The sequence below is a fragment of the Mesorhizobium sp. USDA 4775 genome (assembly GCF_054062655.1).
The window spans coordinates 63,656-78,402 of record NZ_JBSSFM010000001.1 but is presented as its reverse complement, the minus strand read 5'-3'; the positions used below and the strand labels follow the sequence as shown (position 1 = coordinate 78,402).

Below are 14,747 nucleotides of genomic sequence, written 5' to 3'. Positions count from 1 at the left end.
GCTATAAAACCCGTGCTTGGGAGCAGTTTTGAGAAAATGGCAGACGGAAACAGATTTTTCCCGGCCCCGCGCCTGATCCTCGCCGCTTTGGTGGCGGGAGCGCTGGCCGGCGCGGTCGCGGTATATGTCAGCGAGAGCCGGTCTGGCAATGCACCGGCGCAGGTAGCGGTCGGCGGCGGCAAGGATGACGTCGCCTGCGCCGCCAAGAGCGGCCGCGCCAAGAAGATCGCCGCTGCCGCCACCGGCGAGGTTGCCGCCCTGTTGCCCGCCGATCCGCCGCAGTCGATGAAAAGCCTTGCCTTCAATGGCCCCGACGGCAAGCCGATGACCATCGCCGATCATGCCGGCAAGACGGTGCTGCTCAACCTCTGGGCGACATGGTGCGCGCCGTGCCGCGCCGAAATGCCGGCGCTCGATGCGCTGCAGAAGGAGAAGGGCAGCGACAGCTTTCAGGTGGTCGCCGTCAATGTCGATGCCGGCGACGATGTGAAGCCGAAGAAGTTTCTCAAGGAAACAGGCGTCGAGGCGCTCGGCTACTACAGGGATTCGACGGTGGCGCTGTTCAACGACCTCAAGGCGCGCGGCCTGGCGCTCGGCCTTCCCGTCACCATGCTGATCGACGGCGAAGGCTGCCTGATCGCGCATATGAACGGCCCGGCCGAATGGTCGGGGCCTGACGCCAGGCGGCTGGTCGAGACGGCGCTGGGCAGCTGAGGCAGGCTGGCCGTCGTCGGTTTTATCGTCGCGCCGTGCGAACCGTCACGACGAGTGCCTGCCATCGGGCAGCGCCGCCGGAAGAACAGCCCATCGTGGCCCTGCCTTCGGCGCGTGCTGTCCCGGCCCCGGCGCATTCGTGCCGTTGCCGCATCTGCATTCCATCGTCCCTTTAGCCGGATAATCATAACGGCCGATGTGGTCTTTACCTCGTCGACAGTCGCCCTAGCTACAAAAATGCCGGTGCGTTTCGATGCCGGCCAAGCCGCCGAGGGAGAGGAACGGGCAGCTGTGTAAAGGCCGGGGAGCCACAACAGAACTGTCACATACCTTCTCTAAGAGAGCGGGCAAGGACTTGCGCAAGACCCTTGTCACCAGCCACTCGAGAGGGAAAACCATGACCATGATCAAGCGGGGCTTTGCTGCCCTTGCCGCTGGTGCGCTCAGCACCGCGCTGGCGATGCCTGCTTCTGCAGAACCGGTAAAATTCGACTTCTGGTTCGGCCTGTCGGGCGACCTTGCCCGTGTCGTCGACACGCTGTGCAAGAACTTCAACGCCTCGCAGAAGGGCTATGAAGTCGTCTGCACCAGCCAGGGCAATTACGACGCCACGCTGCAGAACACCATCGCGGCCTTCCGCGCCGGCAAGCAGCCGGCTGTCGTCCAGGTCTACGATGTCGGCACCGCCACCATGATGCTGTCGGGCGCCTACAAGCCCGCCGACAAGCTGATGGAAGAAAACGGCTACAAGATCGACTACGCCGACTATTTCCCCGGCATTGCGCGCTACTACGCCACGTCGAAGGGCGAGATGCTGTCCTTCCCGTTCAATTCCTCGACCCCGCTGATGTACTGGAACAAGGACGCCTTCGCCAAGATCGGCAAGACCGAAGCGCCCAAGACCTGGGAAGATGTCGGCACCGACCTTAAGGCGTTGAAGGACGCGGGCTACGAGTGCCCGATGGCGATCAACATCTCGGCCAATGAAAGCTGGCAGCTGATGGAGCAGTTCTCGGCGCTTCACAACCAGCCGATCGCCACCAAGAACAATGGTTATGACGGTCTCGACGCGCGTCTCGAAGTCAACAAGACCAAGTTCGTCCAATACGTCACCGACCTCAAGAAGTGGTATGACGCCGGCCTGATCAAGATCAAGTCCAAGGATCTCGGCCAGGACATGGTGCAGGCCTTCGCTTCGGGTACCTGCCAGGTCATCCTGACCTCGGTCGGCGACCACGGCACGGTCGGCAGGACCCAGAAGGAAGGCATGAAGTGGGATGTCGCCGAACTGCCGGTCTATGCCGGCACCGAGCGCAAGAATTCGCTGGTCGGCGGCGCTTCGCTGTGGGTGCTCTCCGGCAAGTCGGATGCCGAATACAAGGGCGCTGCCGCCTTCCTGAATTTCATCCATGATCCCAAGACCGCGCTGTTCTGGTCGACCAACACCGGCTACATCCCGGTGACGAAGTCGGGCTTCGACTACATGAAGGGCCAGGGCTTCTACGACAAGGCGCCCTACAAGGGCCGTGAAGTCGCCATCGCCAGCCTGACCGCGTCGGAGCCGACCGAAGTCACCCGCGGCATCCGGCTGGGCAATTTCACGCAGATCCGCGCCGAGTTCGGCACGCAGATGCAAGCGATCTTCGCCAACAAGGTCAGCGTCCAGGAAGGCCTCGACACGCTGGTCAAGAATGGCGACGCCATCCTCGACCGCTTCCAGCAGACCTATCCGGGCAAGACCCTGCCCTGATCTCCGATTGCGGAACGGCCGCCCGTCGGGATTCGACGGGCGGCTATTTCATATTTAGTCTCCCGCTGAGAAGGCGGGCTGACGGTTCAACGGCATCGGCGGATCGATGGAAAAACGCGTCACTTTCGGCAAATGGACGATCGGCATCCTTTTCGCGGTGCCGCAGCTCCTCCTGATCTTCACGTTCTTCTACTGGCCGGCCGGCCAGGCCGTGTACTGGTCGCTGACGCTGCAGCAGCCTTGGGGCGGCGGCAACATCTGGGTCGGGCTCGACAATTTCCGCTCGATCCTGTCCAACGCCGACTACTGGAACTCGATCAACGCCAGCCTTGTCTTTGCCGGCGTCAGCACCGGTCTTGCAATGTTCATCGCGCTGGTGCTCGCCGCCTTGACCGACCGGCAGCTCGCCGGCTCACGCCTCTATCGCGTGGTGCTGATCTGGCCCTACGGCATCGCAGCGCCCGCGCTGGCGCTGGCGTTCCGCTTCATCCTGGCGCCGGAGGCAGGGTTCATGGCCGTGGTCAACCAGATCTGGCCGGGCTTCTGGGACCCCGGCCTCGACGGCGCCGACGCCATGGCTTCGATCATCGTCGCCTTTTCCTGGAAATATGTCGGCTACAACTTCATCTTCTTCCTTGCCGCGTTCCAGGCCATCCCGCGCTCGCTGATCGAGGCCGCTGCGATGGACGGTTCCGGCGTCATCAGGCGTTTCTGGGACATACAGTTCCCGCTGATCACGCCGACCATCTTCTTCCTGCTGGTCATCAACATCACCGAGAGTTTTCAGGACTCCTTCGGCATCGTCGACATCATGACATCAGGCGGTCCGGCCAACGCCACCAATCTGATGGTCTACAAGATCTATTCCGACGGCTTCAAAGGCCTCGATTATTCAGGCGCCGCCGCGCAGAGCATCATCCTGATGCTGCTCATCGTCGTGCTCACCATCTTCCAGTTCCGCTTCATCGAGCGGCGCGTACACTACAGGTGAAATGGATATGGTCGAGCGCACCCCGGTCCTCAATTTCTTCACGCATCTGATCCTGCTCATCGGCTTCGTCTTTTGCATCGCGCCGTTCGTGGTCGTAGCGATCGCGGCATCGCACAACCTCAAGGATGTCAATGATGTGCCGATGTCGCTGCTGCCGGGCAGCGACTTCTGGGTCAACATCAAGACCGCCTGGACGACCGCCGATCTCGGTCCCAAGCTGCTCAACAGCTTCATCATGGCGACCGGCGTCGCCGCCGGCAAAGTGATCATCTCGGCGCTCACCGCCTTCTCGATCGTCTACTTCCGCTATCCCGGCCGCACCTTCATCTTCTGGCTGATCTTCATCACGCTGATGCTGCCGCTCGAAGTGCGCATCGTGCCGACCTATGCGGTCGTCGCCAACGTGCTCGAACCCTACCAGACGATCTTGGATCTGGCCGGCCTATCCTGGCTGATCGAGAAGGTTTCGGGCGTGCATGTCGCGCTCAACCTGGGGATGCTCAATTCCTATCCCGGCCTGATCCTGCCGCTGATCGCCACCGCCACCGGCACCTTCCTCTACCGGCAGTTCTTCCTGACCGTTCCCGACGAGCTGACCGAGGCCGCGCGCATGGACGGCGCTGGGGCGCTGCGCTTCTTCATCGATATCCTGCTGCCGCTGTCGCGCAACAACATGGCTGCGCTCGGCACCATCATGTTCCTGTGGGCGTGGAACCAGTATCTGTGGCCGCTGCTGATCACCACCGACCAGTCGCATGCCACAGCGGTAACTGAGCTCAAGCAGCTCATCCCAAATGTCGGCGGCGCGCCCGAATGGCACATTGCCATGGCCGGGACGCTGATCGTCATGCTGCCGCCTCTGATCGTCGTGGTGCTGATGCAGCGCTGGTTCGTGCGCGGCCTGATCGCCACCGAGAAATAAGGAGACAAAAATGGCCTCCATCACAATACGCAGCGTCAAGAAGAACTATGCCAAGACGCAGGTCGTGCACGGCGTCGACCTCGACTTCGCCTCGGGCGAATTCGTCGTCATCCTGGGACCGTCCGGCTGCGGCAAGTCCACGCTGCTCAGGATGATCGCCGGGCTGGAGGAGATTTCCGACGGCGAGATCGCGATCGACGGCACGGTGGTCAACAAACTCGAACCCCGCGAGCGCGGCTGCGCCATGGTGTTCCAGAACTACGCGCTCTATCCGCACATGAGTGTTTCGCAGAACATCGGCTATTCGCTCAAGGTCGCCGGCGTTCCCTCGGCCGAGCGCCAGCAGCGCATCCAGGCGGTCGCCCGCACGCTGGAGCTCGAACACCTGCTCGACCGCAAGCCGATGGCGCTTTCCGGCGGCCAGAGGCAGCGCGTCGCTATGGGCCGCGCCATGATCCGCGAACCGAAGGTGTTCTTGTTCGACGAGCCGCTGTCCAACCTCGATGCCAAGCTGCGCGTGCAGATGCGCTCGGAAATCCGCAAGCTGCATCGCCGGCTGAACGCCACTTCGGTCTTCGTCACCCACGACCAGGTCGAGGCGATGACGCTGGCCGACCGGCTGGTGGTGATGAATGGCGGACGCGTCGAGCAGGTCGGCACGCCGGGTGAAATCTATACCCGCCCGGCCAGCCGCTTCGTCGCCACCTTCGTCGGCGCGCCGGCCATGAACATTCTGGAAGGCACAGTCGAGCTCGATGGGCTGTCGCTGCTCGGCGGCAGCCGGCGCCTGGCCATGGCACGCACCGGCCTGCCGGTCGGCACCAAGGTCGCGATGGGCATCCGGCCCGAGGCCGTCCGGCTGGTGGCGCCCGGCACGGCCGGCGCGCTCTACGCCACCGTCGATCTCGTCGAGGAACTGGGGGCGGGCCGGGTCATCTATGTCGATCTCGACGGCGCACCGTTTTCAGTGATGACGTCGGAGGCCGTCCACCCCGAGCCCGGCAGCCAGGTCGGCCTGAAGATTTCGCCGGACGACATGCATTTCTTCTCGTCGGAGACGGGAGCCCGCCTTGATGTCTTCAAGGCGTCCGTGCCCGAGCCGGCGCTCTGAAAGCATGATGAAGATCATCCAGGTCACCGACGTGCATCTTGGCCGGCAAGGCGAGCGCCGCTATGGCGCGGACCTGCATCAAAGGCTGGCATCCTGCATCGCGCATATCAATGCGCATCACGCCGACGGCGCCCTTTGTGTGTTCACCGGGGACCTGACCGAGACCGGCGCGCCGCAGAGCTATGCCGATCTGCGCGCGGCGCTGAGCGCGCTGTCGATACCGTACAGGCTGCTGCCCGGCAACCATGACGGGCGGGCCAATCTCGTCGCGGCGTTCCCGGAAAATCCGGTCGACGAGAACGGCTTTGTGCAGTCGGTCCATGACACCGGCAACGAAGTGTTGCTGTTCCTCGATTGCCTGGCGGAAGGGCGCATCGAAGGCGAATTGTGCGAAAGGCGGCTTGCCTGGCTCGAAGCCCGGCTGGACCAATCAGCCGGCAGGGCCGCCTACGTCTTCCTGCACCATCCGCCGGTCGCGCTCGGCCTGCCGCAGCTCGATCCGTTGGCGCTTGAACAGCCCGAGCGGTTGCTCAGTCTGCTGAGGCGCCACGGCAACGTCCGCCATATCTTCTTCGGCCACGTTCATCGCGACATCGCCGGCACCGTCGCCGGGATTCCGTTCTCGGCGCAGCGCGGCCTGCATGCCCGCTTCGAACTTGCGCTTGACCGGTCGAGTGAAATTGTCGAGCAGGCGCCGCCCTCCTACGCCGTCATCCTTGTCGACAGCGCCAATGAGCGGGTGGTCGTGCATGGCTGTGATTTTCTCGAGCGCTGGCCGATCTATTCAGCCGAAACCGGCGAACGCATCACAGCGTGAACTGCGCGCCGGACGCCGGCCCTCGGTCGCCTAGACGAAGACATGCGCCTTTCCCGACACGGTCAGCCGGACGATCTCGCCGACTGCTGGTGCGTCCATGCCGGATTTGCGCAGGATCAGCGGCGTGTTGCCGATAGCGGCGGCGTCCGGTGGATCGAAATTGTTCAGGAGCCGCACCGCGATCGTGCATGTCGAGCCGGCGAATTCCGATTCTGTCACCTCGCCAAACAGCATGTCGGGGGTGCCCGACATGCCTTCGCGCGACGTGCGCTTCAGCCCGATCTGCTCCGGCCGCAGCATGATGCGGGCGACATCGCGGCTGTCATTTGTGTCGACGGCGATGCGGCCGAGCGGCGAGTTGGCGAAGCCGCCCGAGATGCTCGCCGGCAGGATGATGGCGTCGCCGAGGAATTCGGCGATCATCCTGTCCTTCGGCTTGAGATAGAGATCGCGCGGCGTGCCGACCTGCGAGAATTTGCCGTCGCGCATCACCGCCACCTGGGCAGCGAAGGACAGTGCTTCGGCCTGGTCGTGGGTCACCAGGATGGTGGTGATGCCGGCCGCCTCCAGAAGTTCGGCCACCGCCTTGCGCATCGAGGCGCGCAGGGCGGTGTCGAGCGCCGAGAACGGCTCGTCGAGCAGCATCAGCCGCGGCTTCATCGCCATGGCGCGGGCGAGCGCCACGCGCTGCTGCTGGCCGCCGGAAAGTTCGTGCGGGCGGCGCTTGAGGATCGCCTTGTCCAGCCCGACGATGTAGGCCAACTCGACGATGCGCTCGGCGCGTTTGTCATCGCCGCGGCCCATGCCGAAACCGATATTGTCGCTGATGGTCAGATGCGGGAACAGGGCGCCGTCCTGCGCCACCACGCCGATGCCGCGGCGATGCGCCGGGATGGCGGCGCCGCCATTGGCCAGCACCTCGCCGTCGAGCACGATGCGGCCCTGGTCCGGTGCCTCGAAACCGGCGATCAGCCGCAGCAAGGTGGTCTTGCCGCAGCCGGAGGGGCCGACGATCGCGGTGCGGCTGCCGCTGGCGACATCGAGGTCGACGCCGGCCAGTGCGGCGACCGGGCCGTAATGCTTGTGCAAGCCTTTGATTTCGAGAAAGCTCATCGTCCGGCCATCCGTTTCGACTGGACATAGAGCACCCAGGTCAGCGGCAGCGACATCGCCACCATGATGAAGGCGTAAGGGGCCGCCGAGGCGTAGTCGATCTCGCCGCTGTAGGACCAGAACGCCATCGCCAGCGTGCGCGTGCCGTTCGGCGCCAGCATCTGGGTCGCTGTCAGTTCGTTCATGATGCCGAGCGCCACCAGCGCCATGCCGGCCGCCGCACCTGGCGCCGACAGGCGGATGGTCGTCGACCACAGCGCGTTGAGCGGCCGCCTGCCGAGGCTGGACGCGGCGCGCTCGAGCTCGACCGGCGCCTGGGCGATCGAGGCGCGCAGGCTGACCAGGGCACGCGGCAGGAACATGAGGGCATAGGCGACCAGGATGGTGAACAGCGTCTGATAGAGCGGAAGCGCAATGCGCACGGTGATGGTGACCAGCGCCAGCGCGATGACGACACCCGGTAGCGAGCCGACGATGTAGTTGCAACCCTCCAGCAGGCGCTGCAGCGGTCCCGGCGCGCGGATCGAGATCCAGGCCATCGGCATGGCGGCGACAGTGGCAAGCAGTGCCCCGGCAAGCGCCAGGAACAGCGTCTGGCCGAGCGCCAGGCCAATCTCGTCGAGACGCCAGACCTCGGCGCCGCCGGCGATGAGCCAGCGGCCGATGGTGACGAACGGCACGCCGAGCGCCAGCAGCGTGGTGACCACCAGCAAGGCCAGGCTTGGGATGGTGGCGCGGCCGAGGTTCGTGCGCTGCTGGGAACGCGCCGCGCCGGAACCGACACGGGCATAACGCTCTTCGCCGCGCACCAGCACTTCGAGGCCCAGAAGCACGAAGCAGCAGGTCACCAGCACGCCGGCCAACATGTTGGCGGCCGGTCCGTTGAAGGTCGATTGGAACTGGTCGACGATCGCCGTGGTGAAGGTGTCGAAGCGGATGAAGACATAGAGGCCGTATTCGGCCAGCAGATGCAGTCCGACCAGCAGCGAGCCGCCGCAGATGGCGAGCCTGAGCTGCGGCATCACGACTCGCCAGAAGATGCGCCAGGGCCCAAGGCCAAGGGCGGCGGCCGCGTCCTCCAGGGCTGGATCGAGACGGCGCAGCGCTGCCGATATGGGCAGATAGAGGAAGGGAAAATAGGCGATCACCGACACCAGCACGCCGGCCCACAGGCCATGCAGGCCGGGCACCATGGTGATCCAGGCATAGGAGTGCACGAAAGCGGGGATGGCGAGCGGCGCCACGCACAGCCAGGCCCACAGCCTTGCGCCTGGCAAGTCGCTGCGCTCGGTCAGCCAGGCCAGCGCCACAGACAGTATGATGGCGATCGGCACGGTCAGCAGCACCAGCAGCGTGGTGTTGACCAGCAGTTCCCCGACGCGCGGCCGGAAGACCAGCGCCGACACAGTCTCCCAGCCAGTCTGCACCGCGATCCAGATGATGAAGGCGAGCGGCAAAAGGGCGAACAGCGCGACGAGAACGGCGGCGGTGACAAGCCAAGGGGGCGCCCGCCGCTGCGACATCCGGCGCATCTTCGACGGCAGGCCGGCGCGCCCGAGATCGACGGCGGACTGCATCAGCTCGGACGCCCCACGGTTGCGGCGGTATGCCGGCAATCGAGGGACCACTCTCGGAGGTCAGGAACGCAGCGTGTCGTCATCGACGAATGCCATCTCGAAAACAAAACGCTCCCGCGGAAGGTGGATTCCCACGGGAGCACGGTCGGTTAGTCCTTATTAGGACGAACGACAACTAAAGCAAGCCGGCTGCCGTCATCAGGTCGGAGACCTTCTTGGAGTTCAGCGTCGTGGCGTCGACCTTAGGTGCCTGCAGGTCGGCCAGCGGAACGAGCTTCGGGCTGGACTCGGCACCCTTGCCGACAGCGTATTCGAAGGAGTTTCCGTTCTTCAGCACATCCTGGCCGCCCTTGCCGGTCACCCATTTCAGGAAGGCCTGGGCTTCCTTCTGATGCTTGCTCGAGGCGAGCACGCCGCCACCCGAGACCGAGACGAAAGCGCCCGGATCCTGGTTCTTGAAATAGTGCAGCGCGACGTTCTTGCTGTTCTCGCCGGTCTTGGCCTGATCGCCGAAGTAGTAATAGTGGTAGATCACCCCGCCGTCGATCTCGCCGGCGTTGACCGCCTTCATCACCGTGCTGTTGCCCTTGTAGGCGGTGAAATTCTCCTTCATCGCCTTCAGCCAGTCCGCCGTGGCGGCCTCGCCCTTGAGTTGCAGCAGCGCGCTGACGATGGCCTGGAAATCGGCCCCCGAGGGCGAGGCCGCCCAGCGGCCCTTCCAGCTCGGATCGGCGAGGTCGAGCAGCGACTTCGGCATCTGCTCGGCCTTGAGCTTGGTCGTGTTGTAGGCAAAGACGGTGCTGCGCGCGGCCACGCCCACCCATTTGCCGCTGGTCGCCTGATAGTCCTGCGGCACCTGTGCCAGCGTGTCGGCATCGACGGGCGCGAACAGACCGGCATTCTCGACCAGCACCATGGCGGGCGAATTCTCCGTCAGGAACACGTCGGCGGGCGAGGCGGCCCCCTCGGCTACGATCTGGTTGGAGAAGTCGCTGTCGCCGCCATTGCGCAGCGTGACCTTGATGCCGGTCTCCTTGGTGAAACCTTCGGCCCATTCCTTGGCCAGGCTCTCGTGCTGGGCGTTGTAGACGATGATGCCGGCATCCTCGGCCGTCGCCGGACCGGCGGCCAGGCCGATTGCAAGTGCGGCGGCGCTGACAAGGGCGGAAAGGGTGTATCTCATGGCGTCATCCTTGCTTTCGTTGGTCTTGGCATGCTGCACCTATCGATACATGACACGAATAGTCAACATTTTTGGTCTGCTTCAATCGGTCGCTGAGGCACAAAGAGCGGCGCGAGGCGGACAATCCATGTGATGGCATCCCGGACCGACGGTTTTCGCAAGACGTATGAGCAAGGCCCATCAGGTCGTCCGGTCTGGGCTGAGCCTCCAGGGCCTGCAAACTTTCGTGATTTGCCCGTAGTTTGGCTTGGACATTATTTCGCCGGCCACGTAACAAATCAGTGCCGAGGCACGAAAATCGGGGGAGTGAACTCTTGTGAGCGGCAAGGACGAGGCCGAGCTTTCCCGGCTGTTGCGGGCCGCGATCGCCGGAGATGAAAAGGCCTATGCCGACTTTCTGCACCGGATTGCCGCGCTGGTGCGCGGCTTTGTCCGGCGCAAGATCGTGCAGGGCGGAGTCGATCCCGAGGATGTCGTGCAGGAAACCTTGCTGGCCATTCATGTGAAACGGCATACCTGGCGCCAGGACGCGCCGGTGCTGCCGTGGATCTATGCGATCGCCCGCTTCAAGCTGATCGATGCGTTCCGGCGGCGCGGTCGGCGCATCGAAATCGATGTCGACGAAATCGCCGAGACCTTCGCCGAACCGGAAACCGAAACCGTCAGCGAGCGCGACATCAACAGGGCCCTGGACGGGCTGCCGCCGGCACAGCGTTCGGTGGTTTCGGCCGTATCCGTGGAAGGCCGCTCGATCGGCGAGACGGCGGCGAAGTTCGGCATCAGCGAGACGGCGGTGCGTGTGTCGCTGCATCGCGGGCTAGCCGCCATAGCCAAGCGATTCGGGCAGGGGCGATTCGGGCGGGAATGACATGAGGACCGAGGATCTCATCAAGGCGCTCGACGCCGATGCAAGCAGCAAGGCGATGCCGCTGCGCTCGGCCTGGTGGCTGGCGGCTGGCGCGGCCATTGTCATCGCGGCAGTCGTTTTCCTGCTGACGATCGGCCCGCGCCCCGACTTCATGGTGGCCGCGCACACGATGCGCTTCTTGTCCAAATTCGTCTTCACCATCGTGCTTGCCGTCACCGCCTTCGGCCTGATACGGGCGCTGTCGACACCGGGCGCCTCAACGGCCAGGGCCGTGGCCTGGATGGCCGCGGCCCCTCTGCTGGTGGCCGTGGCGGTGGTTCTGGAACTCCTCATGGTGCCGGAGGCGTTGTGGGGCACCAGGATGATCGGCTCCAACATGATGATCTGCATGGGCTTCATCCCGCTGATGGGCATCGGCCCGCTGGCCATCTTCCTGTGGATGCTGCGCTATGGCGCGCCGACGCGGCCGGTGCTTGCCGGCGCGGTGGCCGGGCTGCTCGCCGGCGGGCTGGCGGCGACCTTCTATGCCGCGCACTGTTTCGACGATTCGCCGCTTTTCGTCGCTACCTGGTACACGATCGCGATCGCGATTCTCGCCTTGCTCGGCGCGCTCGGCGGTCGGTTTTTCGTGCGCTGGTAGCAGGATAGAAGCGGCCACATCCCGTGCACACCGATCCTTAATCATGCCGGCGATTGTTTGCCGGTTGAGCATATCGCGGTCCCCCTACGCAACCTTTCCTTAAAATCGATCCTCCAGGGTTTTAACGGGAAAAAGCGAGTGCCCACGGGGGTGGCACGGATCGTGATACTACGAGGACCGATCAGGCTCGACAAACATGCAACGCCGGCGTTGCTCGTGGCCGGCGTCGCCTCGGCCTCGGCCCTGCTGTCGAGGCTGGACCTTGGCGCTGAAGCGCTCAGATTTTGCCTTCAAGTGTCGGTCGCGTTGACAATCGGCGCGCTTTTCTTCGCCTGTCTTTTCATCGGCCGCATCTCGAAAGATCGGCGGCAGATCGCGGAGAGCGAGCAGCGCTTCCGCCGGGCGATGGAGGACTCGGCAATCGGCATCGCCGTCGTCAGCCTCGATGGGCGCATTGTGCAGACCAATCCGGCGTTCGCCTCGATGCTCGGCTACAGCCGCGAAGAGATCGAGGCGCTGACCTTTTTCCAGATCACGCACCCCGACGACCTGCATGTCGGGCGGGAAACCATGGAAGGCATCAAGGCTGGCACGGTCAACGCCTTCCAGTTCGAGAAGCGTTACCTCAAGAAGGACGGCACACCCGTCTGGGGCCATCTCGCCGGCTCCGTCATTCGAGAGGAGAAGAGCGGCCGCCCGCTCTATCTCGTTTCACAGATCGAGGACATCGACGCGCGCAAACAGGCCGAGGCGCGCATCGCCGAGGCCGAAACGCGCTGGAATTTCGCGCTTGCCGGCGCCGGCCAGGGCGTCTGGGATCTCGACATCCGCAAAGGCGGCACGACCTACTCCGCGACCTGGGTCAAGATGCTGGGTTATGCGGATGGCGAACTCGATGGCGACCCCGATCGTTGGCTGACGATGATCCATCCCGACGACCGCGAAACCGTCGCCGAGGCGGATCGCGCCCATCTCGATGGCCAGACAGAGTTCTTCGAGGCCGAGTTCAGGATGCGTCACAAGGACGGCCGCTGGATCTGGATACTCGACCGCGGCAAGGCCATAGAGCGCGACGGGGAGGGGCGTCTGATCAGGGCCATCGGCAGCCTGACCGACATCACCCGGCGCAAGGAGGCCGAAGAGCGCCTGACGGTATCGGCGGCAATGCTGGCCGACGAGAAGGAGCGGCTCCGGGTGACGCTGCAGTCGATCGGCGATGCCGTCATCTGTACCGATGCGGCGAACCGCGTCACCTTCATGAATCCGGTTGCCGAGAAGCTGACCGGCGTCTCGGGGGAGGCGGCTCTCGGCAAGACGCTCGGTCATGTCTATTGGGCGGTGGACGAGGAGACGGGACAAAGGATCGGCGTGACACGGCCGGCGATCGGTGCGGAGACGCCCTCCGACCACAACAGCCGCGCCGTGCTGGTCCGCCGCGACGACACACGCTGCAGTATCCGTCAGGTCGTGTCGCCGATCATGAACGAGCGCAACGAATTCTGCGGGCTGGTCATCGTCTTCCAGGATTTTACCGATGCACGCGCCCTGCAGCGCCAGCTTGCCCACGCCGCCGCGCATGATGCGCTGACCGGCCTTGCCAATCGCTCGAGCTTCATCCGCACCATGGAGGAGCTGGTCGATCAGGCCCGCAAGGATGCCGCCGGGGCTGGCAGCAGCCGCCATCAGTTCATGTTCATCGACCTCGACCATTTCAAGCTGGTCAACGACACCGGAGGTCACGCCGCCGGAGACGCCTTGCTGAAGCGGGTCGCACAGGCCGTGCGTGGCGTACTGGGGCCTGAAGACATCGTCGCGCGCCTCGGCGGCGACGAATTCGCGGTCGTCCTGAAATCGGGCTCGACCGCCGGCGCCAGGATCGCGGCGCGCTCCATCATCGATGCGATAACGGGCTTGAACTTCACCTGGGATGGCCGGCCGCATGCCATCGGCGCCAGCATAGGTGTGGCTGCAGTCAACGCCAATTGCGGTGAGGCCGACGAGATCATCGCAAGGGCCGACGCTGCCTGCTACGCGGCCAAGGCGGCCGGCCGCGGATGCGTTCGCATGGCGCCCGACAGCACGGTCGCCGGCGACAAGTCGGAGCCGGCCGCGCCGCTTGCCGCGGCGTCGTGAACGCACGCGTCAGCGCGTCGGAACGGGGTGCTCGCCGCGATAATCGTAGAAACCGCGCCCGGTCTTGCGGCCTAGCCAGCCGGCTTCGACATATTTGACCAGCAGCGGGCAGGGGCGATACTTCGAATCCGACAGGCCGTCATGCAGCACCTGCATGATCGACAGGCAGGTGTCGAGGCCGATGAAATCGGCCAGCTGCAGCGGTCCCATCGGATGGTTGGCGCCAAGCCGCATGGCCGTGTCGATGGCGTCGACCGAGCCGACACCCTCATAGAGCGTGTAGATCGCCTCGTTGATCATCGGCAGCAGGATGCGGTTGACGATGAAGGCCGGGAAATCCTCCGAGACCGTGATCGTCTTGTCGAGCTGCTTCACATAGGTCTTGGCCGCCTCGAAGGTCTGGTCCTCGGTGGCGATGCCGCGCACCAGCTCGACCAGCTTCATCAGCGGCACCGGGTTCATGAAATGTATGCCGATGAAGCGCTCGGGCCGGTCGGTCTGTGCGGCGAGCCGCGTGATCGAGATTGACGAGGTGTTGGTCGCCAGTATGGCTTCGGGATTGAGCTGCGGGCAGAGCTGCGCGTAGATCTTGCGCTTGACCGTCTCGTCCTCTGTCGCCGCCTCGATCACCAGATCGGCGCCGGCGAGATCGGCCATCGTCGGCGCGGAGGCAATGCGCGCCATCGCCTGGTTGCGCAGCTTCTCGTCGAGCTTGCCCGAGCCTACCTGGCGGGCCATGTTGCCGCTGATGGTGGCGATGCCCTTTTCAATGCGGTCGGGCGAAATATCGTAGATCAGCACCTTGTAGCCCGATAGCGCGGAGACATGGGCGATACCCCCACCCATCTGGCCTGCGCCGATGATGCCGATCGTCTCGATCTTGCTCATTACACCGATCCCGTCCAAAGGCTTTTGCAGCCTGCTTTTT

At 64.3% G+C, this 14,747-nt stretch carries 13 protein-coding genes; 9 read left to right on the top strand and 4 right to left on the bottom strand.

The window, feature by feature from the left end; all coding sequences use genetic code 11:
• Positions 1-36: 36 nt before the first annotated feature.
• The 6 genes from tlpA (at position 37) to ACVILI_RS00345 (ending at position 6,305) form a co-directional block, all read left to right on the top strand.
• Positions 37-714: a thiol:disulfide interchange protein TlpA gene (tlpA, locus tag ACVILI_RS00370; protein WP_038649936.1), complete on the top strand. Its 678-nt coding sequence runs from the start codon at positions 37-39 to the stop codon at positions 712-714.
• A gap of 397 nt (positions 715-1,111) precedes the next feature.
• On the top strand, positions 1,112-2,464 hold the full coding sequence (locus ACVILI_RS00365) for an extracellular solute-binding protein (protein WP_038649934.1): 1,353 nt from the start codon (positions 1,112-1,114) through the stop codon (positions 2,462-2,464).
• Between the two features lie 106 nt (positions 2,465-2,570).
• Positions 2,571-3,455 (top strand): carbohydrate ABC transporter permease, encoded by an 885-nt coding sequence (locus tag ACVILI_RS00360; protein WP_019861397.1) that lies wholly within the window; start codon positions 2,571-2,573, stop codon positions 3,453-3,455.
• Positions 3,456-3,462: 7 nt separating this feature from the next.
• Positions 3,463-4,377 carry an ABC transporter permease subunit gene (locus ACVILI_RS00355; RefSeq protein WP_038653417.1) on the top strand — a complete coding sequence of 305 codons (915 nt, stop codon included), beginning with the start codon at positions 3,463-3,465 and terminating at the stop codon, positions 4,375-4,377.
• Between the two features lie 10 nt (positions 4,378-4,387).
• Positions 4,388-5,488: a sn-glycerol-3-phosphate import ATP-binding protein UgpC gene (locus ACVILI_RS00350; protein WP_038649933.1), complete on the top strand. Its 1,101-nt coding sequence runs from the start codon at positions 4,388-4,390 to the stop codon at positions 5,486-5,488.
• 7 nt (positions 5,489-5,495) lie between these two features.
• Entirely contained in the window at positions 5,496-6,305 is an 810-nt protein-coding gene (locus ACVILI_RS00345) for a phosphodiesterase (RefSeq protein WP_038653414.1), read from the top strand.
• Between the two features lie 30 nt (positions 6,306-6,335).
• Here ACVILI_RS00345 and ACVILI_RS00340 read toward each other — a convergent pair whose 3' ends face one another.
• From ACVILI_RS00340 to ACVILI_RS00330, 3 genes are all read right to left on the bottom strand, one after another.
• The gene (locus ACVILI_RS00340; protein WP_019861393.1) at positions 6,336-7,418 is read right to left on the bottom strand and encodes an ABC transporter ATP-binding protein; all 1,083 of its coding nucleotides are present in this window, start codon (positions 7,416-7,418) and stop codon (positions 6,336-6,338) included.
• Positions 7,415-8,995 (bottom strand): ABC transporter permease, encoded by a 1,581-nt coding sequence (locus tag ACVILI_RS00335; protein WP_064981695.1) that lies wholly within the window; start codon positions 8,993-8,995, stop codon positions 7,415-7,417. The genes ACVILI_RS00340 and ACVILI_RS00335 overlap by 4 nt, the downstream gene beginning before the upstream one ends.
• Before the next feature lie 175 nt (positions 8,996-9,170).
• Positions 9,171-10,178 carry an iron ABC transporter substrate-binding protein gene (locus ACVILI_RS00330; protein WP_038653408.1) on the bottom strand — a complete coding sequence of 336 codons (1,008 nt, stop codon included), beginning with the start codon at positions 10,176-10,178 and terminating at the stop codon, positions 9,171-9,173.
• A 316-nt stretch (positions 10,179-10,494) separates the two neighbouring features.
• Here ACVILI_RS00330 and ACVILI_RS00325 point away from each other — a divergent pair, with 316 nt between their 5' ends.
• The 3 genes from ACVILI_RS00325 to ACVILI_RS00315 all read left to right on the top strand — a co-directional run bounded on the left by ACVILI_RS00325 (position 10,495) and on the right by ACVILI_RS00315 (position 13,819).
• Positions 10,495-11,046, top strand: coding sequence for a sigma-70 family RNA polymerase sigma factor (locus ACVILI_RS00325; protein ID WP_038649932.1), 552 nt, complete (start codon positions 10,495-10,497; stop codon positions 11,044-11,046).
• Position 11,047: 1 nt separating this feature from the next.
• Entirely contained in the window at positions 11,048-11,686 is a 639-nt protein-coding gene (locus tag ACVILI_RS00320; protein ID WP_038649931.1) for an NrsF family protein, read from the top strand.
• A gap of 162 nt (positions 11,687-11,848) precedes the next feature.
• Positions 11,849-13,819 (top strand): PAS domain S-box protein, encoded by a 1,971-nt coding sequence (locus tag ACVILI_RS00315; RefSeq protein ID WP_051726940.1) that lies wholly within the window; start codon positions 11,849-11,851, stop codon positions 13,817-13,819.
• A 9-nt stretch (positions 13,820-13,828) separates the two neighbouring features.
• On the opposite strand, the gene ACVILI_RS00310 is transcribed toward ACVILI_RS00315, so the two are convergent.
• Positions 13,829-14,707 carry a 3-hydroxybutyryl-CoA dehydrogenase gene (locus ACVILI_RS00310; protein WP_015315562.1) on the bottom strand — a complete coding sequence of 293 codons (879 nt, stop codon included), beginning with the start codon at positions 14,705-14,707 and terminating at the stop codon, positions 13,829-13,831.
• Positions 14,708-14,747: the final 40 nt, after the last annotated feature.

Coding starts and splice junctions, on each gene's coding strand:
- ACVILI_RS00345 (WP_038653414.1), top strand. CDS start 5,496: ATGAAGATCATCCAGGTCACCGACGTGCATCTTGGCCGGCAAGGCGAG.
- ACVILI_RS00320 (WP_038649931.1), top strand. CDS start 11,048: ATGAGGACCGAGGATCTCATCAAGGCGCTCGACGCCGATGCAAGCAGC.
- ACVILI_RS00350 (WP_038649933.1), top strand. CDS start 4,388: ATGGCCTCCATCACAATACGCAGCGTCAAGAAGAACTATGCCAAGACG.
- ACVILI_RS00330 (WP_038653408.1), bottom strand. CDS start 10,178: ATGAGATACACCCTTTCCGCCCTTGTCAGCGCCGCCGCACTTGCAATC.
- ACVILI_RS00365 (WP_038649934.1), top strand. CDS start 1,112: ATGACCATGATCAAGCGGGGCTTTGCTGCCCTTGCCGCTGGTGCGCTC.
- ACVILI_RS00310 (WP_015315562.1), bottom strand. CDS start 14,707: ATGAGCAAGATCGAGACGATCGGCATCATCGGCGCAGGCCAGATGGGT.
- ACVILI_RS00355 (WP_038653417.1), top strand. CDS start 3,463: ATGGTCGAGCGCACCCCGGTCCTCAATTTCTTCACGCATCTGATCCTG.
- ACVILI_RS00360 (WP_019861397.1), top strand. CDS start 2,571: ATGGAAAAACGCGTCACTTTCGGCAAATGGACGATCGGCATCCTTTTC.
- ACVILI_RS00335 (WP_064981695.1), bottom strand. CDS start 8,995: ATGCAGTCCGCCGTCGATCTCGGGCGCGCCGGCCTGCCGTCGAAGATG.
- ACVILI_RS00340 (WP_019861393.1), bottom strand. CDS start 7,418: ATGAGCTTTCTCGAAATCAAAGGCTTGCACAAGCATTACGGCCCGGTC.
- tlpA (WP_038649936.1), top strand. CDS start 37: ATGGCAGACGGAAACAGATTTTTCCCGGCCCCGCGCCTGATCCTCGCC.